Origin of the sequence: Pseudomonas sp. GL-B-26, from assembly GCF_019947405.1 — a bacterium.
GTDB lineage: Bacteria > Pseudomonadota > Gammaproteobacteria > Pseudomonadales > Pseudomonadaceae > Aquipseudomonas.
Map to the genome: position 1 here is coordinate 34,765 of NZ_JAGYGJ010000004.1, position 24,380 is coordinate 59,144.

General features: G+C 59.1%; 19 protein-coding genes and 1 pseudogene. 7 read left to right on the top strand and 13 right to left on the bottom strand.

What is annotated here, in order from left to right; translation table 11 throughout:
- Positions 1 to 52 precede the first annotated feature (52 nt).
- From KGB23_RS03710 to KGB23_RS03725, 4 genes are all read right to left on the bottom strand, one after another.
- On the bottom strand, positions 53 to 1,240 hold the full coding sequence (locus KGB23_RS03710) for a pyridoxal phosphate-dependent aminotransferase (protein ID WP_223429917.1): 1,188 nt from the start codon (positions 1,238 to 1,240) through the stop codon (positions 53 to 55).
- Between the two features lie 41 nt (positions 1,241 to 1,281).
- On the bottom strand, positions 1,282 to 2,907 hold the full coding sequence (locus KGB23_RS03715) for a methyl-accepting chemotaxis protein (RefSeq protein WP_223429918.1): 1,626 nt from the start codon (positions 2,905 to 2,907) through the stop codon (positions 1,282 to 1,284).
- 383 nt (positions 2,908 to 3,290) lie between these two features.
- The gene (locus KGB23_RS03720; RefSeq protein WP_223429919.1) at positions 3,291 to 4,433 is read right to left on the bottom strand and encodes a glycerate kinase; all 1,143 of its coding nucleotides are present in this window, start codon (positions 4,431 to 4,433) and stop codon (positions 3,291 to 3,293) included.
- A 269-nt stretch (positions 4,434 to 4,702) separates the two neighbouring features.
- Positions 4,703 to 5,833: a sugar diacid recognition domain-containing protein gene (locus tag KGB23_RS03725; RefSeq protein ID WP_223429920.1), complete on the bottom strand. Its 1,131-nt coding sequence runs from the start codon at positions 5,831 to 5,833 to the stop codon at positions 4,703 to 4,705.
- A gap of 169 nt (positions 5,834 to 6,002) precedes the next feature.
- On the opposite strand from KGB23_RS03725, the pseudogene KGB23_RS03730 reads away from it, so the two are divergent.
- Positions 6,003 to 7,313, top strand: a pseudogene (locus KGB23_RS03730) (MFS transporter).
- A 207-nt stretch (positions 7,314 to 7,520) separates the two neighbouring features.
- Here the strand turns inward: KGB23_RS03730 and KGB23_RS03735 are convergent.
- Positions 7,521 to 7,883, bottom strand: a complete 363-nt coding sequence (locus KGB23_RS03735; RefSeq protein WP_223429921.1) for a DUF6124 family protein — start codon at positions 7,881 to 7,883, stop codon at positions 7,521 to 7,523.
- A 546-nt stretch (positions 7,884 to 8,429) separates the two neighbouring features.
- Positions 8,430 to 10,703, bottom strand: coding sequence for a beta-propeller fold lactonase family protein (locus tag KGB23_RS03740; RefSeq protein ID WP_223429922.1), 2,274 nt, complete (start codon positions 10,701 to 10,703; stop codon positions 8,430 to 8,432).
- Between the two features lie 258 nt (positions 10,704 to 10,961).
- Between KGB23_RS03740 and KGB23_RS03745 the strand changes: the two genes are divergently transcribed.
- On the top strand, positions 10,962 to 11,969 hold the full coding sequence (locus KGB23_RS03745; protein WP_223429923.1) for an aldo/keto reductase: 1,008 nt from the start codon (positions 10,962 to 10,964) through the stop codon (positions 11,967 to 11,969).
- Positions 11,970 to 12,122: 153 nt separating this feature from the next.
- Entirely contained in the window at positions 12,123 to 13,010 is an 888-nt protein-coding gene (gene rarD / locus KGB23_RS03750) for an EamA family transporter RarD (protein WP_223429924.1), read from the top strand.
- A 63-nt stretch (positions 13,011 to 13,073) separates the two neighbouring features.
- On the opposite strand, the gene hppD is transcribed toward rarD, so the two are convergent.
- Both hppD and KGB23_RS03760 read right to left on the bottom strand, forming a co-directional pair.
- Positions 13,074 to 14,150 carry a 4-hydroxyphenylpyruvate dioxygenase gene (gene hppD, locus KGB23_RS03755; protein ID WP_129444496.1) on the bottom strand — a complete coding sequence of 359 codons (1,077 nt, stop codon included), beginning with the start codon at positions 14,148 to 14,150 and terminating at the stop codon, positions 13,074 to 13,076.
- 252 nt (positions 14,151 to 14,402) lie between these two features.
- A complete protein-coding gene (locus KGB23_RS03760) occupies positions 14,403 to 15,347 on the bottom strand; it encodes a DMT family transporter (RefSeq protein ID WP_223429925.1) in 945 nt (314 codons plus the stop codon).
- A gap of 79 nt (positions 15,348 to 15,426) precedes the next feature.
- On the opposite strand from KGB23_RS03760, the gene KGB23_RS03765 reads away from it, so the two are divergent.
- Positions 15,427 to 16,299 (top strand): LysR family transcriptional regulator, encoded by an 873-nt coding sequence (locus KGB23_RS03765; RefSeq protein WP_223429926.1) that lies wholly within the window; start codon positions 15,427 to 15,429, stop codon positions 16,297 to 16,299.
- A gap of 359 nt (positions 16,300 to 16,658) precedes the next feature.
- Positions 16,659 to 17,021 (top strand): histone-like nucleoid-structuring protein, MvaT/MvaU family, encoded by a 363-nt coding sequence (locus tag KGB23_RS03770; RefSeq protein ID WP_008155126.1) that lies wholly within the window; start codon positions 16,659 to 16,661, stop codon positions 17,019 to 17,021.
- 176 nt (positions 17,022 to 17,197) lie between these two features.
- On the opposite strand, the gene KGB23_RS03775 is transcribed toward KGB23_RS03770, so the two are convergent.
- Positions 17,198 to 17,722, bottom strand: coding sequence for a DUF4946 domain-containing protein (locus tag KGB23_RS03775; protein WP_223429927.1), 525 nt, complete (start codon positions 17,720 to 17,722; stop codon positions 17,198 to 17,200).
- Between the two features lie 144 nt (positions 17,723 to 17,866).
- Here KGB23_RS03775 and gloA point away from each other — a divergent pair, with 144 nt between their 5' ends.
- Positions 17,867 to 18,388, top strand: coding sequence for a lactoylglutathione lyase (gene gloA, locus KGB23_RS03780; protein WP_033055156.1), 522 nt, complete (start codon positions 17,867 to 17,869; stop codon positions 18,386 to 18,388).
- A 64-nt stretch (positions 18,389 to 18,452) separates the two neighbouring features.
- On the opposite strand, the gene ahpF is transcribed toward gloA, so the two are convergent.
- The 3 genes from ahpF to KGB23_RS03795 all read right to left on the bottom strand — a co-directional run bounded on the left by ahpF (position 18,453) and on the right by KGB23_RS03795 (position 21,808).
- Positions 18,453 to 20,015, bottom strand: coding sequence for an alkyl hydroperoxide reductase subunit F (gene ahpF / locus KGB23_RS03785; protein WP_223429928.1), 1,563 nt, complete (start codon positions 20,013 to 20,015; stop codon positions 18,453 to 18,455).
- A gap of 139 nt (positions 20,016 to 20,154) precedes the next feature.
- The gene (ahpC, locus tag KGB23_RS03790) at positions 20,155 to 20,718 is read right to left on the bottom strand and encodes an alkyl hydroperoxide reductase subunit C (protein WP_007975937.1); all 564 of its coding nucleotides are present in this window, start codon (positions 20,716 to 20,718) and stop codon (positions 20,155 to 20,157) included.
- Between the two features lie 145 nt (positions 20,719 to 20,863).
- Entirely contained in the window at positions 20,864 to 21,808 is a 945-nt protein-coding gene (locus KGB23_RS03795; RefSeq protein ID WP_223429929.1) for a site-specific integrase, read from the bottom strand.
- 178 nt (positions 21,809 to 21,986) lie between these two features.
- Between KGB23_RS03795 and KGB23_RS03800 the strand changes: the two genes are divergently transcribed.
- Positions 21,987 to 23,006 carry a DNA-binding protein gene (locus KGB23_RS03800; protein WP_223429930.1) on the top strand — a complete coding sequence of 340 codons (1,020 nt, stop codon included), beginning with the start codon at positions 21,987 to 21,989 and terminating at the stop codon, positions 23,004 to 23,006.
- Here KGB23_RS03800 and gorA read toward each other — a convergent pair.
- Positions 23,003 to 24,361, bottom strand: a complete 1,359-nt coding sequence (gene gorA / locus KGB23_RS03805) for a glutathione-disulfide reductase (protein WP_223429931.1) — start codon at positions 24,359 to 24,361, stop codon at positions 23,003 to 23,005. The genes KGB23_RS03800 and gorA overlap by 4 nt on opposite strands.
- Between the last annotated feature and the right edge of the window lie 19 nt (positions 24,362 to 24,380).

Here is a 24,380-nt window from a genome sequence, read left to right on the forward strand (position 1 = left end):
ATGTGGGAGCGGGCTTGCTCGCGAAGGGGCCATTAAAGCCAGCACAAATCCTTCAGGCCCGACGAGCTTCCAGAAGGTCCGCCGCGCACAACGCAATCCGCCGGCACGCATCCGCCAGTTTCAGCTGATCCACCACCAACCCCAATCGAATATGCCCCGCCGCACTCGGGCCGAACGCTTCACCCGCCAGCACCGACACGCCATAACCCTCCAGCAGCCGCTCGGCAAAACCCTGGGCACCAAGCCCGGTCTGGCGCACATCGATCATCACGAACATCCCGCCATCAGGCCGGATCGGCCGGATGCCCGGGCAATCACTCAGGCTCGCGCACACCAGGTCGCGACGCTGGCGATACTCCTCGCGCATCAGCGCCACTTCCGGCAGATCCTCATCCAGCGCCAATTGCGCGGCGTTCTGAATGAAATCCGGAATGCCAAACAGCATGCACAACGACAGGTGCACCAAGTGTTCTGCCAAAGGTTTCGGCCCGATCACCCAGCCCACTCGCCAACCGCTCATGGCGTGGGATTTGGACAGGCTATTGATGGTCGCGGTGCGCTCGGCCATGCCCGGCAGACTGGCCGGGCTGATGTGCTCGCCTTCATACAACAGATCGCTGTAGACCTCGTCGCTGATCAGCCACAGGTCGTGACGAACACACAGCGATGCCAGCTCCTGCCAGACCATCAGCGGCAAACTGGCGCCGGAAGGATTGTTCGGACTGTTGAGCAAAATGGCGCGGGTCTTGGGTGTGATCAGCGCCGCGACATCCGCCGGATCGACCCGAAAGCCGTTCTCGGGGCGCACCGCCACCGGCACCACTTTGGCTGCACAGGCACCGAACACGCCTTCATAGGTCACGTACATCGGCTCAGCGACGATCACTTCATCGCCCGGATCGAGCAGGCATTGCGCGACCGAATACACCGCACATTGCGCACCCGGCAGCACGATCACATGATCGGCATCCACCGCTTGACCACTGCGACGTCGATGACGGTTGGCAATGCTGTCGCGCAAACCCCGACTGCCACGTACCGACGGGTAGTGGGTATCACCGGCCAACAAGCTATCGATGCACGCCTGAACGATGGGCTGCGGCGTATCGAAGTCGGGATCGCCGATCGATAGCAGCAGCACATCAACGCCCTGCTCAAGTAATTCCAGTGCTCGGTCATGAATCTGCCAGGCCGCAGCGCCGTCACCGGCGATTCGTTTGGTCAAGGCTGAATAGCGCATGTAATTCTCCAGTCGCGCGGGTTCCAAGCCACAACCCTATCTCAAATCACGAAACGCGCCACCATGGCATTTAAATCCACAGCCAGGCGCGACAGTTCGTGAGTCGCGGCGCTGGTCTGGTTGGCACCGGCGGCAGACTGCGTGGCCAGATCGCGAATGTTCACCAGGTTACGGTCGACCTCGCGGGACACCTGGGCCTGTTCTTCGGACGCGCTGGCGATCACCAGGTTGCGCTCGTTGATCAATTGGATCGACTGAGTGATCTGCTCCAGCGCAACGCCGGCAGCACGGGCCATTTCCAGAGTGCTTTGAGTGCGTTGATTGCTTTGCTGCATCGACGCGACCGCTTGGCCGGTGCCGTTCTGGATGCCGGCGACCATTTTTTCGATTTCCTGGGTCGATTGCGCCGTGCGATGGGCCAACGCCCGAACCTCGTCCGCCACCACCGCAAAACCGCGCCCGGCTTCACCGGCACGGGCGGCTTCGATCGCGGCGTTCAGCGCCAGCAGGTTGGTTTGCTCGGCGATGGCGCGGATCACGTCCAGCACCTTGCCGATGTCGCGCCCCTGAGCGGCCAGGCCTTCGATCATCACCGAGGTGTTTTGCACATCGTGGGTCATGGTCTGGATCGCGCCGACAGTTTCCACCACACGGTCGCGACCTTCGCGGGCCGCCTGGGTCGACTGGTTCGAGGCTTCGGACGTCGACACCGCGTTGCGCGCCACTTCTTCCACGGCAGCAGTCATTTCGTTGACCGCGGTGGCGGCCTGTTCGATTTCGTTGGTCTGCTGTTGCAGACCGCGCGACGCTTCTTGGGTGACCGTGCTGAGTTCTTCAGCGGCGGCACCCAGTTGGGTGGCGGAACCGGCGATCTGTTCGATGGTTTTGCGCAGGCTGGCCTGCATCGCGGACAAGGCACCGAGCAAGCGGGCCGGTTCGTCTTTGCCATCGACCTCGATGACGTTGGTCAGGTTGCCGCCCGCAATAGTTTGCGCCGCCAGCAACGCACGGTTCAGCGGCGTGACGATGCTGCGGGTCAGCAGCCAGGCCAGCAGCACGGTCATCAGCGACGCAATCACCGCCACCACGATGATGCCGGTAATCGCGCTGCGGTACTGCTCGCCCGCTGCGGCCGACGCGGTTTTCGCATCGGCATTATTCATCGCCACCAGTTTGTTCAGCTGCTCGCCCATCTGGTCCGTACCGTCCTTGATCCGGGTGTTGATCAGCGTGCGCATCTCATCGAGCTTGTTCTGCCGCGACAGCTCCAGCATCTGGGTTTGGGCTTGCAGGTAACTGTCCAGGGTTGCCGTGAACGTCTTGTACAGCGCGGCCTCTTCCGGGGTGGCCGACAACGCTGCATAGCTGGATTGTGCGCTGCGAACCTTGTCGACCAGCACGCCGATACGCGTCTGGGCTTCCTGCAACGCGTTCGGATCACGGTTGACCAACACCCGGAAAGAAAGAATGCGCAGACGCAGGACGTTTTCCGTCAGATTGCCGAGAAACCCGACGCTGGGCAGCTGCGTGGTTTCCATGTCGAGGGAGGCTTGGTGGATGCTCGTCATGCGGTTCACGGCAAACACACCCAGCACGATGACGAGCAAGGCAATGAAAGCAAAACCCAGGAAAGCTCGAGGCGCGATATTCAGATTACGCAGTGACATAGGATGATTCTCGGGTGATGGAGCTACGAGCATCCTTGCGTGATCGCTGAAGGGCGGGCGGCGGCGCACGCGCTTTCAGTTTGGCGCCACTGTTGGAATAGGTTTGTGTGGGCCTGTTATCTGTATCGGCTGGGGATGAGGATTTTTGCGGGGCGTTGAGAAATATATTTCAAGTTTGGAACCGCCCCTCACCCTAACCCTCCCGAAACGTCGGACCGCCCGTAGGGAGAGGGGACTGGCGGAGGTGTTTGTTCTAAATACTGCGACCTGCAATTGCGAGTCGAACTCAAGCTTTGAAAAGCTTGAAGATCTGCCCCCTTTCCCCCTCTCCCCGCTGGGGAGAGGGTTGGGGTGAGGGGTGGATCTAAAATCCAACGCAACATTCAAGCCTTAAACAAAGCCACCCGCCAAACCCGCGCAACATCACTCGCCCGCTCCCGCAACAACCGCGGTGCCTCGGCACACGCCTGCTCCAGCGTCATCGGTCCACTGGCCAAGGCAAACGCGGCATCGATGCCATGTTCGTACAGTGCTTGATAACCCTCACCCAGCGTCCCGGCGAGGACGATCACCGGCACGCCGTGCTGCCGTGCAATACGCGCCACACCAAACGGCGTCTTGCCACGCAGGGTCTGAGCATCGAAACGACCTTCTCCGGTGATCACCAGGTCCGCGCCCTTGACTGCATCATCGAGGCCAACCAGTTCGGCGACCACTTCAACGCCAGCCTTGAACTGCGCCCCCAGAAACGCCTTGGCAGCAAACCCCAGGCCGCCTGCCGCACCGCTGCCCGGTTCGTCACGTACGTCTTTGTTCAGGACTTGCGCGCACCGCTCGGCAAAGTGCCCGAGCGCGCGATCCAGTTGCTGGACTTGCTCGGGTGATGCACCTTTTTGCGGGCCGAAAATCGCTGAGGCACCGTGAGGGCCGCACAGTGGATTGTCGACGTCGGCGGCGATGTCGAATCTCACCTCGGCCAGACGCGGATCGAATTCACTCAGATCAATGCGGGCCAGCTGTCCAAGCGCCAGACCACCCGGGGCCAGTGTTCGGCCGTGTGCGTCCAGCAGTTTGACGCCCAAGGCTTGCATCGCACCCGCCCCGCCGTCGTTGGTGGCGCTGCCGCCAATCGCCAGAATGACCCGTTGCGCCCCGGCATCGAGCGCCGCGCGGATCAATTCGCCGGTGCCGAACGTGCTGCTGAAGCACGCATCACGCTTGCCCGGCGGAACCAGTTGCAAGCCACTGGCCTCGGCCATTTCGATGATCGCGGTGTGGCTCTGAGGCAACCAGCCCCAAGCGGCCTCAACCGTCGCGCCGAGCGGCCCACGAACCGGGGTGCGACGCAGTTCGCCCTCGCACGCCGCCAGAATCGACTCGACGGTCCCCTCCCCGCCGTCAGCCATCGGGCATTTGACCAGTTGCGCATCGGGCCAAACCTGCGCCAACCCCAGAGCAATGGCATCAGCCACACCCTGGGCACTCAGGCTGTCCTTGAACGAATCGGGGGCGATGACGATTTTCATGCGAATTCTCCAGTTCCAATGCGTTCCATGCTGCCAGCAGGCAAGAACAATAACGCCGGTCCGCTGCACAAGCGGCCATGACGATTATTGTTCATTTCCACAAAACCTCCCTCCACACCGTTCGTTGTAGCAGCTGTCGAGCAGCGCGAGGCTGCGTTCGGCGGCGAAGCCGTCGTAAATTCTGCAAGTACGGTCTGCCTGATGCTCCGCGGCGCATGATTTCACGACGGCTGCGCCGCCGAACGCAGCCTCGCGCTGCTCGGCAGCTGCTACAGGGTGGTGTTCAGCGCGTCAATCTGGGGGAGGAGCTGCACGCCGAGGTAAAGCGCGAGCATCCCGTCCAGTCTTAGCGGATCAACACCACTGAGCTCGGCAATCCGCTCCATTCGATAGCGCAAACTGTTGCGATGAATACCCAGCGCATCGGCACAGGCCTGGCTCTGCCCATCGTGATCGCACCAACAGCGCAAAGTCGCCAGCAGTTGTCCGTTGCCATCCTTGGCAATGACTTTGCGCAACGGTTTGAGCAGCTCGTCCAGCGCGTCGTCGTTGCGGTGTCGCCAGAGCATCACCGGCAACCGGTAACGGTTGAGCGTCAGCAAACGGGAGTGCGGCAACACTTCTCGCCCATAAGCCAGCAAGTCGCCGACGCGGCGGTAGCAGCGGCGCAATCCCGACAGCCCATCCGCCTGCCCGCCTACGGCGATGCGCAGAATGTTCCAGCCGAGGCCGTCGAGTTTTTCCAGCAGCCGGTCATTCTCGATCGCCTGCGCCGCCGGTCGGCACCAGAGCAACGAGGACTTGGCCGAACTCACGCACCAACTGTCTGGGTAGCGCGAGGTCAGCCAGGCGCTGAGCGCCTCGACGGTTTGCCCCGGACCGTGTTCCATCCCTAACTCGAACAGGTACGGCACCCGCGTCATCTGCGGCTTGAGCCCCAGCTGTTGCGCTTCATCGATCAACCGCGGCGAATCCCCGGCCTCGCTGAGCAGCAATGCCAGCAGATCGTCGCAACGCTGGCGCCGCCATTGCTGTTCGGCCTGCTGATTGCGCTGGCCGACCAGCATCTCGGCGGTCATCCGCACCAGTTCGGCATAGGTGCGCAATTGCTCGGGTTCACCGGTGATGCCCAGCACGCCAATCAAGCGTTGATCGAGTAACAGCGGCAAGTTGATGCCCGGCTGTACGCCTTTCAAATGAATCGCCGTTTGGGCGTCGATCTCCACCACTCGCCCGTTGGCCAGCACCAGTTGCGCGCCTTCATGCCGGGTGTTGACCCGCTCCGGCTCGCCGCTGCCGAGAATCAGGCCCTGGCTGTCCATGACGTTGACGTTATACGGCAGGATGGCCATCGCCCGGTCGACGATGTCCTGGGCCAGGTCGTGATCGAGTTCGAACATAGCGGGGATCCTTGAAAGCGTGATGGAGCGGATTGTTCACCCGCACAGGCCTTGGTGGCAAACCCTGTGCTCAGGCACAAAGACAATGACCCAAGCGGTGGCCGAGACTCACCGGGCGGTCAACGTTACCCTTGCATCGCAAAAAATCATAATAAAGAGAGAGCCCGCCATGTCACAGAGCGCCGCCGCTACCCAGGCCATCGTTGACGAAAAAAACGCCGTCTACAAACGCATTACCCTGCGTTTGATTCCCTTCATCTTCATCTGCTACCTGTTCAACTACCTCGACCGGGTGAACGTTGGATTTGCCAAGCTGCAGATGCTCGACGCGCTGAAATTCAGCGAAACCGTCTACGGCCTCGGGGCCGGGATCTTCTTTGTCGGCTACGTGCTGTGCGGCGTACCCAGCAACCTGGCCCTGACCAAATTCGGCCCGCGCCGCTGGATCGCGCTGATGATGATCGTCTGGGGCTCGCTCTCGACCTGCCTGCTGTTCGTCACCACCCCGACCGAGTTCTAAACCCTGCGCCTGTTCACCGGCGCGGCCGAAGCCGGGTTCTTCCCGGGCGTGGTGCTCTACCTTTCGCAGTGGTTCCCGACCTTCCGCCGTGGCCGCATCATGGCGCTGTTCATGTCGGCGATCCCGGTATCCGGCCTGCTCGGCAGCCCGTTTTCCGGTTGGATCCTCAATCACTTCGCCGCAGGCCAGGGCGGTTTGGCCGGCTGGCAGTGGATGTTCCTGCTGCAAGGCATTCCGACCGTGATCCTCGGCGCCCTCGCCTACTTCCTGTTGAGCGACAGTTACGCCAACGCCAAATGGCTCACGCCGTTCGAGCGCTCGGTGCTGGAAGCCGACCACGCTATCGATCTGGCCAACAAACCGAAAACCACCACCGACTCGCTGCTGGCCGTGTTCAAGAACCCGGCGATCTGGGCCTTCGGCCTGATCTATTTCTGCATCCAGAGCGGCGTCTACGCGATCAACTTCTGGCTGCCGTCGATCATCAAAAACCTGGGCTTCAGCGATAACCTGGTGATCGGCTGGTTGAGTGCGATTCCGTACCTGCTGGCGGCGCTGTTCATGTTGATGGTCGGCCGCTCGGCGGACCTGCGCAAAGAACGCCGCTGGCATTTGGTGGTGCCAATGCTGATGGGCGCGGTCGGTTTGCTGATCGCTGTGAACTTTGCGACAACGCCGGCCATCGCCATCCTCGGCCTGACCATCGCCACTATGGGCGCCCTCACCGGCCTGCCGATGTTCTGGCCGGTGCCGACGGCGCTGCTCAGCGCGGGCGCTGCGGCGGGTGGTTTGGCGTTGATCAACTCCATGGGGCAGATGGCCGGGTTCCTGAGTCCGTATCTGGTGGGCTGGGTCAAGGACAGCACCGGATCGACCGATGCCGCGCTTTACCTGCTGGCGGGCGTGATTGTTTGCGGGAGTTTGTTGGCACTGCGCATGACGCGGACGTTGCGGGTGTAAGGTTTGACGACAACAAAAAACGGCCCTTTCGGGCCGTTTCTCATTTCTCGCATGCACAGATGTTTTTGTGGCGAGGGAGCTTGCTCCCGCTCGACTGCGAAGCAGTCGTAAAACCGGTGAACGCGGTGTACCGGAGTTTGGGGCCGCTGCGCAGCCCAGCGGGAGCAAGCTCCCTCGCCACAGGCAAGCCCCCACCACAGATCGTCGCTACCCTTGCGGGTCGATGTTATCCAGCGCCCGATTCACCGCCAGTTCGCCCAGCATGATGATCTGCGCAATACCCAACAGGGAATTGCGACTCGACCCCTCCATATGATCCGCCAGATCCATGGTCATGACATTGGCTGATGCCAACGACTCGCAAGCATGGCCCAGCAGGGTTTCGGTATCGAGCTCCGGGTTGACGATGAACATGGTGCCGGGTGTGCGCGGGGTGGCTTTGATATGGGCAACCAGCTTGAGGTAGTGATCGAGGGCGCGGTCGGCGGCTTCGTGGAGTTTTTTTGAATCGAGTGATTCGCACGGGGATGCCGGATCGGTGTCCGGTGGATTGGGCGTTACTTTGAACATGGATGAATCTCCTTGTACTAAAAAAAGGAGCCATCACTCTCGCTACCAAACGAATGGGTGGTGGCCATACGCAGGTTGGTAGACCGGGTACAAGGGAACCGGCGCGCCCGAAGGCGCCCTGTGCATGACCACCATAAAGCCGAGACAAAAACGCCCCAAATGGCGATACATTGCACCTTGTATAACCGGGCTACCAAACCCCATCGCTGTTGTTCAGCGACGGGTGAAACGATAGAGCCCAGGCCCAAGGCGCACAAGCCGGCGGATTCTGGCGTAGTCGTAGGCAGTGGCGCAAGGATGTGTAGCCCGAATCAGTATCTGGAGATGTCGATTAAACAACTCAGTCATTGCTCACTTTTCAATCGACAGGAGAGACGGAAAATATGTATGTCCCTCTTTTCGTGGTCACTGCCGACGCCGCGCCAAAACCGGATAAATAGATCTGTCCCCTTAATTTCCATGGCGAGGGAAACACCCTGCAGTTCAGAACTGCAGGGTAAGCGGACATTTAGCCTTGACTCGAGACCAGCTAATGGATGCCCCAGATTACCCCTCAATCACTGAGACCGTGTGGCTAGCCATATTGCAGACATAAACGCGGGCACCGGCCGGGCTGACGGCGATCCCGGCCGGAGAGTTCCCGACCGGAATGGTCCTCAGGACTTGATTCGTCGCCGTATCAATCACCGAGACCATGCCGCTACGCTCGTTGCCGACATAAACGCGGGCACCGTCCGGGCTGAAGGCAACCTCCCTCGGATACGAGATCATGATGTTCGTCAGGACTCGATTCGTCGCCGTATCAATCACCGAGACCCTGTGGCTACTCCAGTTGCAGACATAAGCGCGGGTACCGTCCGGGCTGACGGCAATCCCGGACGGAAGGATCTCGACCGGGATGTTCGTCAGGACTCGATCCGTCGCCGTATCAATCACCGAGACGGTGTAGCTAGTATAGTTGGTGACATAAGCGCGGGTGCCGTCCGGGCTGACGGCAATCCCGAGCGGATGGCTCTCGACCGGTATGTTCGTCAGGACTTGATCCGTCGCCGTATCAATCACCGAGACCGTGTTGCTTTGCGAGTTGCAGACATAAGCGCGGCTACCGTCCGGGCTGACTGCGATCCCGTACGGGCTGTTCCCGACCGGGATGGTCGTCAGGACTTGATTCGTCGCCGTATCAATCACCGAGACCGTGTGGCTACCAAAGTTGCAGACATAAGCGCGAGCATCGTCCGGGCTGACGGTAACCCCCCACGGACGGTTCCCGACTGGGATGTGCGTCAGGACTCGATGCGTCGCCGTATCAATCACCGAGACCGTGTGGCTACTCCAGTTGCTGACATAAGCGCGGGTACCGTCCGGGCTGACAGCGATCCCGAACGGCTCCTTCCCGACCGGGATGCTACCGACCGGCCCCAGCCCCGTAACGGTTACGGTTGCGTTGGCGACCTGAACACCACTGGTGGCGCTCAGACTGTAAGAGCCGGGGATGAGAGTGCCTTTGATGCGGCTGACGCTGAGCCTGCCGACAGCGTCGGTGATGAAGTCGCGCTGGCCGCTGCCGCCATCGGCGTACATGAAGTTGGCCGGGAGAGTCAGACTGAGCTTGCCCCCGGGGATGGGGGTGTTATTGCTGGTACTGAGAAGCAACTCAACGTTCTTCAGCCGGCCAGCCGGGGCGATGGTGTAGGGCTTGTTGGTGAAGGTCGGCACACCATGCTGTCCTGCGGCCTCACCCGTCACCTGCGCCGTAGCCGTTCTGGACGTGGCAATGACCGCGCCATTTCTGACCTGTTCATAGATCACCCTCACCACGCTGTCGGCAATGACCTTGCTGTTGGGTATGTCCCAAGAGAATTGCCCCGGCACCTGTGTAATTGGCAGAGTTTGTTCATGGGTGGCAACCGGACTGCCATTCACCAGAGCGGTGAACGTCAGGTGGATCTCATCCCCCACGTCCCAGATCGCATCGATCAGATGAATCAAGGCCCACAATGGCCCGCCGTTCAGTTTGGCGAGATCAACGATGGCCGGGTCGTCATTGTTCTCGGTCGGGATTTCTCGAAGGATCACCTGCTCGAGTTCGACACGGGCAAGGTGTATATCCAGGTGCTTCTCCGGGGATTTGACCCTGTTGCCCAACTGGTCGACGACATAGAACTCGGCCACCGCCTTCGGGTTGTCGCCAGCCTCCTGGAACGTGTCGGTGAACAGTGTGTGGGTGATTGGCGCCGTGCCGTCGGGGACGTCGAACCTGACCTGGGTGTCGCCCAACAGAAACTCGATGCGGTCGTGGTTGCGCCGGTTGGCATAGGTGAACCCGAACTCCACCCCTTGCGCCGCCCGTGCGGCGCTGACGCCGTCCTTGAGCACGTCGGACGGGATCACCAGATCCAGGTTGTCCACAGGCCGTAGGTGATACAGCACCAGCAGATCCCGAGAGGGTTCGGAGTTCCCCCCGACACGGGTGACCACGTAATGCAGACGGTTGACGCCATGCATCAAATTCCCGTGTGGCAGGTACAGACGCTGGCGCAGCGTTTCCTCCCCCGGCTTGACGGTCTGGCCTGCTCCTGGGACGAGATCGCCGTTGCAATACAAATCCACGCGATCATCGGCCGCCATGATCCAGGAGCGCAGTCGCAGCTCGGTCCAGGGATCGACCAGGCATTCAAGGCCCTGGGCCTGGCCATCGTAAAGGGCTTTTGGAATGCCGCCGTGGGCGATGTCGGCAGGTTTCACCGGAGACACCCAGCCCGGGATGATTACGGGAAAAAGCACAAACAATTCGTTCAACGCGGCGGACTGGGTATCCATCATGCTCTCCTGGAAGGCAACGAGTCCTGAGCCTTCTCGGGACGCGGGGGTTATCACACTCCAGGCCGGGAAGACTGGCTACTGTCAAATCTGACAGTAGCGACGAGTGGTTACCCCGACCTTCATTCGAGGTCTTGAAGCGCCCGACCGTTTCTGGGCAAAAGTGCTGCCAGGCGCTTCGTCGATAAATCAGATTGCCCCGCCCCACCGTTCTGGTATTTGATTGAGCCTTTCTCCCACCGGTAAAAGGATTTCGTCATGAGCTACCGCACGCTGGGTCATTCGGGTTTACAGGTTTCCACCCTGACCCTGGGCACCATGATGTTCGGCGAACAGACCAGCACCGAAGACTCCCTGCGGATCATCGACAAGGCCTGGGACCAGGGCATCAATTTCATCGACACCGCAGACGTTTACACCAACGGCCGCTCCGAAGAGATCGTCGGCGAAGCGATTGCCGGTAACCGCCACGAATGGGTGCTGGCGACCAAGGTCGGCTTCGGTCCGGTGGACGGTGTGCCCAACCGCAGCGGTCTGAGCCGCAAGCACCTGTTCAATGGCATTGACGCGAGCCTGACGCGCCTGGGCACTGATTATCTCGACATCTATTACCTGCACCGCGAAGACCACAACACGCCGCTTGAAGTGACGGTGTCGGCCATCGGTGATTTGATCCGCCAGGGCAAGATTCGCTATTGGGGTTTGTCGAACTACCGTGGCTGGCGCATCGCCGAGGTGATTCGTGTGGCCGATCAACTGGGCGTCGACCGGCCGGTGATCAGTCAGCCGCTGTACAACATCGTCAACCGTCAGGCGGAAACCGAGCAGATCACCGCCGCGCAAAACTATGGCCTGGGCGTGGTGCCTTACAGTCCGCTGGCGCGTGGCGTGCTCAGCGGTAAATACGCACCGGACGTGAAGCCGGACGCCAACAGTCGCGCCGGCCGCGCCGACAAACGCATTCTGGAAACCGAATGGCGCGTCGAATCCCTGCGCATTGCTCAGCAGATCCAGCAGTACACCCAGGGTCGCGGCGTGGGCATCGTCGAATTCGCCATCGCCTGGGTGCTGAACAACAGCGCCGTCACCTCGGCCATCGTCGGGCCGCGCACCGAAGAACAATGGGATGCCTACACCAAGGCGCAGGCGGTGAAGATTACGGCTGAGGATGAGGCGTTTATTGATTCGCTGGTTGTGCCTGGGCATGCGTCGACGCCGGGGTTTAATGATGTGAGCCATTTTGTGTCGGGGCGCAAACCGCGCTAACAGCAAAAGATCGCAGGCTTCGCCAGCTCCTACCTGGATCGGTGTCCCGCCGTAGGAGCTGCCGAAGGCTGCGATCTTTTATCTGGCGACACATTCTGCGGCCGAACCACGTATCCTCCGCACCCGTTTCACGTTCAACTTCGCGAGGACAGTTTGTCTAAAGGTATCGCTCTATCGGTTTCAGCCTCGGTGCTGTTTGCCGTCATGTATTACTACACTTCGTTGCTCACACCTTTGAGCGGCGTGGAAATCTTCGGTTGGCGAATGCTGCTGACCCTGCCATGCATGACCGTGTTCATGGTGGTCTCCGGTGAATGGAAACGCGTGGTCGCCCTTTTCCGGCGGCTGGTGGGCCAACCAAAATTGCTCGCAGCCCTGATCCTTTCCGCGACGCTGCTTGGCCTGCAACTCTGGTTATTCATGTGGGCACCGCTCAACGGCTATAGCCTCGACGTGTCCCTGGGCTACTTCCTGTTGCCGCTGTCCATGGTGCTGACCGGGCGGTTCGCCTATGGCGAGCGGCTGTCTTACCTGCAAAAGGTTGCCGTGTTTTTTGCTTCCCTCGGCGTGCTCAACGAGCTGTATCAGGTCGGCGGTTTTTCCTGGGCGACCTTGCTGGTCGTCATCGGTTATCCGCTCTACTTCATCCTGCGCAAACGACTGGCGACCGACAACCTCGGCGGTTTGTGGATGGACATGGCCTTGATGTTGCCCGTGGCGTTCTGGTTCGTTCAGGGCGGTGATCAGGGTTTCGCCGTGTTCGATCAACACCCGTGGCTGTCGCTGCTGATCCCGTTGCTCGGGGTGATCAGTGCTTCGGCGCTGGTGGTTTACATCATCGCCAGCCGACTGCTGCCGTTCAGCCTGTTCGGGTTGTTGAGTTACGTCGAGCCGGTGTTGTTGCTCGGCGTCGCGTTGCTGCTGGGGGAAAGCATCAAGCCAGGCGAGTGGCTGACCTACATCCCGATTTGGTTGGCGGTGGTGGTGCTGGTGTTTGAAGGGTTCAAACACCTGGTCCGGCATCAACGAAAATCGATGTAGGACCGGAACGAAAAAGCCCGGCCAGCATTGCTGCTGACCGGGCTTTTTTACATCTGAAACGGCTTAGTCGGTGGAGAGCACACCACGACGAACCTGGTCGCGCTCGATGGATTCGAACAACGCCTTGAAGTTACCTTCGCCGAAACCATCGTCGCCTTTACGCTGGATGAACTCGAAGAACACCGGGCCCATCAGGGTTTCCGAGAAGATCTGCAACAGCAGACGCTTGTCGCCTGACTCGGACGAACCGTCCAGCAGAATGCCGCGCGATTGCAGTTGATCAACCGGCTCACCGTGGTTCGGCAAACGACCTTCGAGCATTTCGTAATAGGTTTCCGGCGGCGCGGTCATGAAGCGCATGCCGATGCTTTTCAGGTGATCCCAGGTCTTGATCAGGTCATCGGTCAGGAAGGCAACGTGCTGGATGCCCTCGCCGTTGAACTGCATCAGGAACTCTTCGATCTGCCCGGCGCCCTTGGACGATTCTTCGTTCAGCGGGATTTTGATCATGCCGTCCGGTGCAGTCATGGCCTTGGAGGTCAGGCCGGTGTACTCGCCCTTGATGTCGAAGTAACGGATCTCGCGGAAGTTGAACAGCTTCTCGTAGAAGTTGGCCCAGTAGGCCATGCGACCGCGATACACGTTGTGGGTCAGGTGGTCGATGATCTTCAGGCCGGCCCCGACCGGATTGCGGTCAACGCCTTCGATGAACACGAAGTCGATGTCGTAGATCGAACTGCCTTCGCCGAAACGGTCGATCAGGTACAGCGGCGCGCCGCCGATGCCTTTGATCGCTGGCAGGTTCAGTTCCATCGGGCCGGTTTCGATGTGAATCGGCTGGGCGCCCAGTTCCAAAGCACGGGCAAACGCCTGCTGGGCATTCTTGACGCGGAACGCCATGCCGCACACCGACGGACCGTGCTCGGCCGCGAAGTACGAAGCGACGCTGTGCGGTTCGTTGTTGAGGATCAGGTTGATCTGGCCCTGACGATACAGGTGCACGTCTTTGGAACGGTGGGTCGCGACCTTGGTGAAGCCCATGATCTCGAAGATCGGCTCCAGGGTGTTCGGGGTTGGCGATGCGAATTCGATGAATTCAAAGCCCATCAGGCCCATTGGGTTTTCGTATAAATCTGCCATGGTTGGCGCCTCATCATTTTCTTGTCAATTAACGGATCGTTAGTTGCTAGCAATGCTGAGACCGGCGGGTGGCGCGCAGGAGATGCCCCGCACGCTGCGGGCGAGGAAGTCACCGTAGATCAATTGAAACCCAAAACTCTTCATTGTCGACCCAAGGCTCTTGCGGGCGAGGCTTCTGCTGCCAGAAGACGATTATTCTTATATGCGTAACCCGATTCTACACAGCGTAAATCGGTTTGTCCGCCTTCTGTATCAAATCCCCTTTTTCCCTGCTCGCGCAAGGGGTTTGTTGCACAGGAAAATCCCCGTGAGGATCAGCCCTCCTCCCAGGCACATCGCCAGGGTCAACTGCTCGCCCAACAGCAGCGCACCAAGGATCACCGCGGTCAGCGGGTTCAGGGCGATAAACACGCCCGAACGCGTCGCGCCGATTTTGCGAATGCCGTCGTAATAGCCGATATAGGCCAGCGCCGAACCCAACACGCCCAGGTACATCAGGCTCAACCATTGCGTTGGTCCGAGGCTGGCGAGTGCAGCAACACTCAACTCACCGCGAACAGCACTGGTCACCCACAGCATCAGCGTGCCCAACAGAATCGAGTACGTCACCGTTTGCACCGGCCCCAGGGTTTGATTCAGGTCTTTGGAGAACAGCGAATAAACGCCCCAGCCAAGCACGCAGCCGAAGATCAACAGATCGCCGATCCACGCGTCGGCGTTGCCGGCCAACAACTGCGGATTTCGACTGACGATCACCAGGCTCGCCCCGGCAATGCAGATCGCGATTCCGACGACTTTCGCTCGACTCAAGCGCTCCTTGAACAACAGCCATGACGCCAGCCCGATCACGGCCGGGTTCAACGCCACGATCAATGAAGCCCGTGATGCATTGATGTAGTGCAGCCCATAAAAGAAGCACAGGTTGTAGAAAAAGATCCCGAAAAAACCCAGTAGCGCCAATTGCAGCCATTGCCGGGGGCTGGGCCTTGCGAGAGGCACGCGGGCCAACAGCAGAAACACCAGCAACGCAACGCTGGCCAGCAAGAACCGCAGGCTGGCGGCAAACAAGGGGTTGAGGCTATCGGCCAGAAACCGTCCGGCGACAAAGGTGCCGCCCCAGATCATGGTGACGGCCGCCAATTTCAAATAAACCGGGACATCCGATGGGTTGGACAGGCTCTGCTCATAGGTCGTCATAGGTTTCCAGAACGAGAAATCGGGGAAGATGACGTATCATTCGACTAATACATTCTCATCGTAAAATGAGTAAACACTCATGACCCTTACCCAACTCGAGATATTTTCTCTGGTCGCCGAGCTTCACGGTTTTACCGTGGCAGCCAATCGCTTGGGAATTTCCCAATCCGCGGTCTCTCACGCCCTCAAGTCACTGGAACAGGAATTGGGCGTCGAGCTGCTGCGCCGGCATCAGTCCCGGGTCGAACTCAGCGACATCGGCCAACAGCTTTTGCTGCGCGCCCGGGCGATGCTGGGCCTGGCCAACACGTTGCGCCAGGAAGCGGCCGATGCTCGCGGAATGAAACGCGGCACGTTGCGCATCGGCTCGTTCGGCCCGACCTCATCGATCAAACTGCTGCCGTTGATCTTGCAGCACTACCGAGCGGCTCACCCGGGCATTGAGGTCCATATAGATGAAGGCCCGGACCGACAGGTGATCCAGTGGCTGGAGGAGCGGCGTATCGATATCGGCTTCGTGGTGTTGCCGGAGGAGCGGTTCGACACCTTTGCGCTGATCGAAGACCAGATGGTCGCGCTGCTGCCCGTCGATCATCCGCTGGCCCGTCGCGACAGCCTGACCCTGAGCGATTTGTGTAACGACCCCTTTGTATTGACCGAGGCCGGTTCGTCGGAACTGGTGTCGCGGCTGTTCAGTGCCGCCCGGCTGACACCGAACATCCGTTATCGCTGCTCGCAACTACTGAGTACGCTGGACACCGTTGGCCGAGGCGATGCGCTGACGGTCGTCGCCGAAAGCTCATTGCCCGATGATCGCGACAGTCGCTACGTGAAAAAACCGCTATCGCCAAGTGTCACACGCCAAGTTGGCCTGGCGGTGCTCGATCAGCGCCAGTCATCACCCGCGACGCTGGCTTTTATCAAACTGGCCGAGCGTCTGAATTACCGTTGAGCGGCACACGTGCCAAGAGCCAACTATGATTACCTGACCGCCCACGGCATGAACTTCTTGCAAGGTTATCTGTTCGGCCGGCCAATGCCCGGCGCGGTCTTCATTAACGCATTAAGTCACCATTAACTAGCGGCGCTCAGCGACGAGACAAGGAGATCGCGCCCCAATTTGAATCAAAAGACTACTGTTGTTACATGAAGAAAAAGACAGGATTTACTCTTGGCCAATTAACTACTACAATTTTTCATGCCTGCGCTAGATCGGCAGGTGAGCCATTATCACCGAGTCGCTTCAAGGCTCTTGGCTTATAGCTTTGTTTGCGGTTGGTATCAGCCAAACACACTATTGGAGTAAAGATATTGTCCAGACTCGCTGAATTTCGTGCAGCTGAAAAGGCCCTTCAAGAGCAGCTCAAGCAGCTGGAAACCCTGAAGAATGATGCCGGGCTCAAGAAAGAAATCGAATTCGAAGAAAAGCTCCAGGGGCTGATGAAAACCTACGGCAAGAGCCTGCGCGACATCATCGCCATTCTCGATCCGAACCCGGCAAAATCCGGTCTGCAACAGGCAACGCCTAAAACCCGCCGCGCTCGCGTGGTCAAGGTTTATCAGAATCCGCACACCGGTGAACTGATTGAAACCAAGGGTGGCAACCACCGCGGCCTGAAAGCCTGGAAGGAACAATACGGTGCAGCAACCGTTGATTCCTGGCTGCGCGGCTAAACACTCGCGGCGACCAAAAAAAGCCCTGCCAATGCAGGGCTTTTTCATGGACGCCTTCTAAATGCAACGATTGGCGTCGATCAACTCGCTACTTGTCGAATAACTTTGTGCTTAATCCGTTTGGGTATCTAAAAATTTCAGAATGCGCTGAAATCGGCAGCCATTGAAATCTTTAACTAAAGTTTCAAGCTGTTACGGGCCGCGTCTATTTCATCCTGACTTGCCTTATAAACCTCAGCCTGCCCCGCGTAGGAAAGAACATAGGCCTTATCGCCATCCACGGCGGCAACCAATGTTTGAGAGAGCACATGCCTTCCGTTCTGCGTGATCGTGCAGGTAGTTTCCAGCGCTGATAAGCGGCTCAACGTCGTCGGGTGAATCTTGTTGCAGACACTTTGATAACCGCCTTGAAAGAAGTCCTTCTGCACCGACTTGCGCATCTCCAGCAACACGCCTTGCAGATTCACCTGATGACCACTTTCCACCTGAGTCATGGTCAACTCCATCACCATAACCGGCGTGCCGCCCTGATCGTTTTTCACCGCGCGCTGGCGGGATACCTGGGCGTTGGCGTCATCTTGCGGGACGGCTTCGACCTCCCAGCCGTTGGGCCAGATCATGACTGGCTCGTCTGCGTGAGCGCTGTTAATACCTGAAAGCACGCAGATCAGGACGACCATCGATTTACAGAAACGAATCATTGCAATGAACACTCACGGATTGAACCGTAAAGTCTGAGCCTCACCCGTCTGTCAGGCAATAGCCGACTGTTTGGGTTTGGTGATGTCAGAGCCCTTGCGTATCATTGTCGCCATTCGTTAGCCCCACTATTTTCCGGAGGGCCCATGAGCCTGCACGAATTGAACACCTTCCCAGGCGTCACCGCCCAACCTGACACCGCCACCCAGAAGTTCGTCTTCAACCACACCATGCTGCGGGTCAAGGACATTACCAAGTCCCTGGATTTCTACACGCGCATTTTGGGTTTCTCGCTGGTTGAAAAGCGCGACTTCCCGGAAGCCGAGTTCAGCCTGTACTTCCTGGCGCTGGTCGATAAAAACCAGATCCCGGCCGACGCTGCTGCGCGCACCGAGTGGATGAAGTCGATCCCCGGCATTCTCGAGCTGACCCACAACCACGGCACCGAGAACGACGCGGATTTCGCTTACCACAACGGCAACACCGACCCGCGCGGTTTTGGCCACATCTGCATCTCGGTGCCGGATATCGTCGCGGCGTGCGAGCGCTTCGAAGCGCTGGGCTGCGATTTCCAGAAGCGCCTGAATGACGGCCGCATGAAGAGCCTGGCGTTCATCAAAGACCCGGATGCTTACTGGGTTGAAATCATCCAGCCGGCACCGATGTAAATCAAAAATCCCACAAAAAACCCCATGATCACTCATGGGGTTTTTGTGTGTTCAGCGTCGGGTTTTATGCCGGGGCCGAAGTCCGGATCAGGTGATCGAATGCGCTCAGGGAGGCTTTGGCGCCCTCGCCCACCGCGATCACGATCTGCTTGTACGGCACGGTGGTCACGTCACCGGCAGCGAACACGCCCGGCATCGACGTTTCACCACGGGCATCGACGATGATCTCACCGCGAGGCGACAACTCGATGGTGCCTTTGAGCCAGTCGGTGTTGGGCAGCAAGCCGATCTGCACGAAAATCCCTTCCAGCTCGACGGTACGCAACTCGTCCGACTGACGATCCTTGTAACGCAAGCCGTTGACCTTCTGGCCGTCGCCCAACACTTCCGTGGTTTGCGCACTGGTGATCACGGTGACGTTCGGCAGGCTGTGCAACTTGCGCTGCAAGACCGCATCGGCACGCAGCTGCACGTCGAACTCCAGCAGTGTTACGTGGGACACGATGCCCGCCAGATCGATGGCCGCTTCGACGCCGGAGTTACCGCCGCCAATCACCGCCACGCGCTTGCCTTTGAACAGCGGACCGTCGCAGTGCGGGCAATACGCCACGCCTTTGTTGCGGTATTGCTGCTCGCCCGGGACGTTCATTTCACGCCACCGTGCACCGGTCGCCAGGATCACGGTTTTGGCTTTCAAGGTCGCGCCGCTGGCGAAGTGGACTTCGTGCAACTCGCCGCTCTTGCCCGGCACCAACTTGTCGGCGCGTTGCAGGTTCATGATGTCGACGTCGTATTGCTTGACGTGTTCTTCCAGCGCCACGGCCAGTTTCGGCCCTTCGGTTTCCTGCACGGAGATGAAGTTTTCGATGGCCATGGTGTCGAGCACCTGCCCACCAAAACGTTCAGCCGCCACGCCAGTGCGAATGCCTTTACGGGCAGCGTAGATCGCGGCCGATGCACCCGCCGGGCCACCGCCGACGACCAGCACGTCAAAGGCTTCTTTTGCGCTGATCTTCTCGGCTTGACGCTCGATACCGCTGGTGTCGATCTTGGCGAGGATTTCTTCCAGGCCCATACGACCCTGGCCAAAGTTCACGCCGTTCAGGTAAACGCTTGGCACGGCCATGATCTGGCGGTCATCGACTTCAGCCTGGAACAGCGCGCCGTCGATGGCGACGTGGCGGATGTTCGGGTTAAGCACAGCCATCAGGTTCAACGCCTGGACTACGTCCGGGCAGTTCTGGCAGGACAGCGAGAAGTAAGTCTCGAAGCTGAACTCGCCTTTGAGCGAACGAATCTGTTCGATCACTTCAACACTGGCCTTCGAAGGGTGGCCGCCGACTTGCAGCAAGGCCAGCACCAAGGATGTGAATTCGTGGCCCATCGGGATGCCGGCGAAACGCAGGCTGATATCGGCACCCGGGCGGTTGATCGAGAACGATGGTTTACGTGCATCGTCACCGTTGTCGAGCAAGGTAATTTGGGTAGAAAGACTGGCAACGTCTTTCAGAAGAGCGAGCATTTCCTGGGATTTCGCACCGTCGTCGAGGGAGGCAACGATCTCGATCGGCTGGGTGACCCGTTCCAGGTACGATTTCAACTGGGCTTTAAGATTGGCGTCCAACATACGGGCGATTTCCTTTTTTTGCAGTGACATAAAGAGCCGACATAAAAAAACGCCCGAGCGAATTTCGCCCGGGCGTTTTTGAGGGCGGTTGCAGCTTACTTAGGTGCGGAAACCCGCCCTGATGATGCGATCCACAGACTTAGATCTTGCCGACCAGGTCCAGGGACGGAGCCAGAGTGGCCTCGCCTTCTTTCCACTTGGCTGGGCAAACCTGGCCTGGGTGAGCAGCGACGTACTGTGCAGCCTTGATTTTGCGCAGCAGCTCGGAAGCGTCACGACCCACACCGCCGTCGTTCAGTTCAACGATTTTGATCTGGCCTTCTGGGTTGATCACGAAGGTGCCACGGTCAGCCAGACCGGCTTCTTCGATCAGTACGTCGAAGTTGCGGGAGATGGCGTGAGTCGGGTCGCCGATCATGGTGTACTGGATTTTGCCGATGGCTGGCGAAGTGTTGTGCCAGGCAGCGTGAGCAAAGTGGGTATCGGTGGAAACGCTGTAGATCTCGACGCCCAGCTTCTGGAACGCGTCGTAGTTGTCAGCCAGGTCTTCCAGTTCGGTCGGGCAAACGAAGGTGAAGTCGGCAGGGTAGAAGAACACGACAGACCACTTGCCTTTCAGGTCAGCGTCCGACACTTTTACGAAGTCGCCATTTTTGAAGGCGTCAGCTTTGAACGGTTTAACTTGGCTGTTGATGATAGGCATCGATGACTCTCCGTCAGGGTTGAAAAGTTTGGTTGAGAAGTTGATGGAGTGAATCCTACCCACTCGATTGCCGGATGGCTCATTGGCAAAGCTCATGCTGCTCATTGGTTTTCGCTATTAGCCGAACGTATTAATAGAAGAAAACCTACTTAGCAGCGCCAATGGTTTTTTCCGCGAGCGGTGTCATCCCGAGAAACGGGCTGGCTTCAACATAGCGCATGGCGGACTTCATATCCTTCCAGCCCACGTAACTCATCAACGACTTCAAATCCCAACCGCTCTGATGCGCCCAAGTGGCAAAGCCGCGCCGCAAGGAGTGACTGGTGTAGTGCTCGGCCGGAATGCCGGCACGCTCCAGCGCCTGGCGCAGTAACGGGATCACGCTGTTGGCGTGCAGCCCCTCCTCGCTCAGGTGGCCCCAACGGTCGATGCCTCGGAATACCGGCCCGCGAACCAACGCAGCTTCGGTGATCCAGTCGATGTAGGCCTGCACCGGGCACAGGCGCTGCAACGCCGGCGTCTGGTAAGTCTTGCCGAGGTTTTCGCGGTCGCTCTTGGTTCGCGGTAAATAGAGCGTGATGCCTGAGCCGGCAGCCACTTGCACGTGCTCGATCTGTAGCCGGCACAACTCATCGCTACGAAAACCGCGCCAGAAGCCCAACAGAATCAGCGCCCTATCGCGTCTGGCCCGCAACAGAGCCGGTTGATCGTGTTCAGATTTCGCGGTTTGCGCTTCTTGTTCCAACCAGGCAACCACTTGCTCCAGATGCAGAAGCTGTAACGGCTCGGCCTGTTTTTCTTGAGCCGGGTGTAGCGCGCGAATGCCCTTGAAGACCTTGCGCACCACTGGCGCCTTGGTGGGGTCGGGAAAACCCTGACTGTTGTGCCATTGCGCCAGCGCTGACAAACGCAACTTCAAGGTATTGATTGACAGCACGCCTGCGTGAGCGACCAGGTAACGCGCGACGCTGTCGCTGGTCGCCGGCAGGAAGCCGCCCCAACTGACTTCGAAATGCTCGATAGCCGCCCGGTAGCTGCGACGGGTGTTGTCGCGGGTGGCGGCTTGAAGGTAACGATCCAGCTCAGTCATCGGCTCAACTCTTTAAAACGTACCGCTTTGGCGGGTGAAAACACGCCGTTGCGCTCATCACACGGGGTAATACCAGTATATCCCGCATGAATACCCATCGTATTTTAACTTTTCCGTTAGCGTGGTACATTGTGTACTTAAGTGGCATGTACCACAGTACGAAATCGTAGGAGAACTCATGGCTCGTGGCGGTGTAAACAAAGCAGTGGTCCAGGCAGCACGCTTGGCAATTTTGGCTCGCGGCGAAAACCCAAGCATTGATGCGGTACGGATCGAGATGGGCAACACGGGCTCGAAAACCACGATTCATCGCTATTTGAAGGAGCTGGATGACGGCGCCGAGCGCGCCGAAGCGCTGCCGGAACCCATCGATGATGAGTTGGCGGGACTGGTCTCGCGGCTGGCACAAAGACTCAAGGAGCAGGCTCAGGAGCCCATCGATCAGGCACGCGCGCAGTTCGATCAGCAGCGAAAAGAGCTGGAAATACAGCTGAAAGAAGCTCAACAAGCCAATGGCGAATTGCATCAGCAGTACGAGATTCAAAGCCTGGCACTGACCCAAGAGTCCGAGGCCCTGCTAGAAACCCGCGCCATGCTGCAGACCGAACAAAACCGCAACGCCGGACTGAACCAGGCATTGGCCGATTTCGAATTACGCTTGCAAGACAAGGATGAGCAGATCCGCTCCCTTGAAGAGAAACACCTGCATGCTCGCGACGCCCTGGAACACTATCGCAACGCCGTCAAAGAACAGCGTGAGCAGGAACAGCGTCGCCACGAAGGCCAGGTGCAGCAGATTCAGATGGAATTGCGCCAGGCCCAGCAGAGCGCATTGGTGCGCCAGGATGAGATCACGCAACTGCACCGCGACAACGAGCGGTTGTTAACGGAGAACCGTGGCACCCTGAGAGAGTTGAGCCTGCTGCAGGATCAACTCAAGCAAACCAACGCTCGACAGGATCAGTTGCTGGAACAGGTGAACCGTATCGACAGCGAACGCACCCTCCTCCAGGAACGCTTGCGCGCTGCCCTGCTGGAAAGTCAGTCGTTGAAACAGAGCATCGACGAACAGTCGCAGATAAACAAAGCGCTGGAAATCGAGTTGCTCAAGACTCAGGCGAGCCTCGATGAGAGCGTGCGCCTGGCGGCCGTCATTGCGACAGCGCCAGACGCATCAAAGCCCGAAAAGGACGATTAACCCGCGACCGGCGTGCGCATGGTGACGAACTCTTCGGCGGCAGTTGGGTGCACGCCGATGGTTTCATCGAAATCGCGCTTGGTGGCACCCGCCTTCAAGGCGATCGCCAAGCCCTGCACAATTTCCCCAGCCTCCGGACCGACCATGTGGCAGCCCAGAACCTTGTCGGTCTTGGCGTCCACCACCAGTTTCATCAGGGTGCGCTCCTGGCATTCGGTCAGGGTCAGCTTCATGGGCCGGAAGCGGCTTTCGAAGATCACCACCTCGTGACCAGCCTCCCGGGCCTCTTCCTCGGTGAAACCGACTGTGCCGATGTTCGGCAAACTGAACACTGCGGTCGGGATCATCTTGTAATCCACCAGGCGGTATTGCTCAGGCTTGAACAAGCGACGCGCAACAGCCATACCTTCCGCCAACGCCACCGGCGTCAGCTGAACCCGACCGATCACATCGCCAAGCGCCAGGATCGACGGTTCAGCCGTCTGATACTGCTCGTCGACCTCGACGAAACCTTTCTTGTCGAGTTTGACCCCGGTGTTTTCCAGCCCGAGATTGTCGAGCATCGGACGTCGACCGGTGGCGTAGAACACACAATCCGCCTCCAGCTCTCGACCATCCTTTAGGGTCACCTTCAGGCTGCCATCGGCCTGCTTGTCGATGCGCTCGATGTCGGCGTTGAATTGCAGGTTCATGCCGCGCTTGGTCAGCTCTTCTTGCAGGTGTTTGCGCACCGCACCGTCGAAGCCGCGCAGGAACAGTTCACCGCGATACAGCAACGTGGTGTCGGCGCCCAGGCCGTGGAAGATCCCGGCGAATTCAACGGCGATGTAACCACCGCCTACCACCAGAACGCGCTTGGGCAGTTCTTTGAGGAAGAACGCCTGGTTGGAACTGATCGCGTGCTCATGCCCCGGAATTTCCGGAATCTGCGGCCATCCACCGGTAGCAATCAGGATGTTTTTGGCGGTGTAGCGCTCGCCATTGATCTCGACCTGGTGCGGATCAACGATTTTGGCGTGGCCTTCATGCAAGGTCACGCCACTGTTAACCAGTAGATTGCGATAGATGCCGTTCAGGCGATTGATCTCGCGATCCTTGTTGGCGATCAGCGTCGCCCAATCGAACTTCGCTTCGCCCGGCGCCCAGCCAAAACCCGAAGACTGCTCGAAGTCTTCGGCGAAGTGTGCGCCGTAGACCAGCAACTTCTTCGGCACACAGCCGACGTTCACACAAGTGCCACCCAGGTAGCGGCTCTCGGCAACCGCTACTTTCGCGCCAAAACCGGCAGCAAAACGCGCAGCCCGCACACCGCCGGAACCGGCGCCAATCACATAAAGGTCAAAATCGTAGGCCATTTTCAATCTCCTCGGCAGT

What these genes read in the sequence shown, in the direction of transcription:
- KGB23_RS03720 (WP_223429919.1), bottom strand. Translation starts at nt 4,433, where the DNA reads ATGAAAATCGTCATCGCCCCCGATTCGTTCAAGGACAGCCTGAGTGCC.
- KGB23_RS03800 (WP_223429930.1), top strand. Translation starts at nt 21,987, where the DNA reads ATGGCTCGTGGCGGTGTAAACAAAGCAGTGGTCCAGGCAGCACGCTTG.
- KGB23_RS03740 (WP_223429922.1), bottom strand. Translation starts at nt 10,703, where the DNA reads ATGGATACCCAGTCCGCCGCGTTGAACGAATTGTTTGTGCTTTTTCCC.
- gloA (WP_033055156.1), top strand. Translation starts at nt 17,867, where the DNA reads ATGAGCCTGCACGAATTGAACACCTTCCCAGGCGTCACCGCCCAACCT.
- KGB23_RS03765 (WP_223429926.1), top strand. Translation starts at nt 15,427, where the DNA reads ATGACCCTTACCCAACTCGAGATATTTTCTCTGGTCGCCGAGCTTCAC.
- KGB23_RS03735 (WP_223429921.1), bottom strand. Translation starts at nt 7,883, where the DNA reads ATGTTCAAAGTAACGCCCAATCCACCGGACACCGATCCGGCATCCCCG.
- KGB23_RS03745 (WP_223429923.1), top strand. Translation starts at nt 10,962, where the DNA reads ATGAGCTACCGCACGCTGGGTCATTCGGGTTTACAGGTTTCCACCCTG.
- ahpC (WP_007975937.1), bottom strand. Translation starts at nt 20,718, where the DNA reads ATGCCTATCATCAACAGCCAAGTTAAACCGTTCAAAGCTGACGCCTTC.
- hppD (WP_129444496.1), bottom strand. Translation starts at nt 14,150, where the DNA reads ATGGCAGATTTATACGAAAACCCAATGGGCCTGATGGGCTTTGAATTC.
- gorA (WP_223429931.1), bottom strand. Translation starts at nt 24,361, where the DNA reads ATGGCCTACGATTTTGACCTTTATGTGATTGGCGCCGGTTCCGGCGGT.
- KGB23_RS03795 (WP_223429929.1), bottom strand. Translation starts at nt 21,808, where the DNA reads ATGACTGAGCTGGATCGTTACCTTCAAGCCGCCACCCGCGACAACACC.
- KGB23_RS03725 (WP_223429920.1), bottom strand. Translation starts at nt 5,833, where the DNA reads ATGTTCGAACTCGATCACGACCTGGCCCAGGACATCGTCGACCGGGCG.
- KGB23_RS03710 (WP_223429917.1), bottom strand. Translation starts at nt 1,240, where the DNA reads ATGCGCTATTCAGCCTTGACCAAACGAATCGCCGGTGACGGCGCTGCG.
- KGB23_RS03715 (WP_223429918.1), bottom strand. Translation starts at nt 2,907, where the DNA reads ATGTCACTGCGTAATCTGAATATCGCGCCTCGAGCTTTCCTGGGTTTT.
- KGB23_RS03775 (WP_223429927.1), bottom strand. Translation starts at nt 17,722, where the DNA reads ATGATTCGTTTCTGTAAATCGATGGTCGTCCTGATCTGCGTGCTTTCA.
- ahpF (WP_223429928.1), bottom strand. Translation starts at nt 20,015, where the DNA reads ATGTTGGACGCCAATCTTAAAGCCCAGTTGAAATCGTACCTGGAACGG.
- KGB23_RS03760 (WP_223429925.1), bottom strand. Translation starts at nt 15,347, where the DNA reads ATGACGACCTATGAGCAGAGCCTGTCCAACCCATCGGATGTCCCGGTT.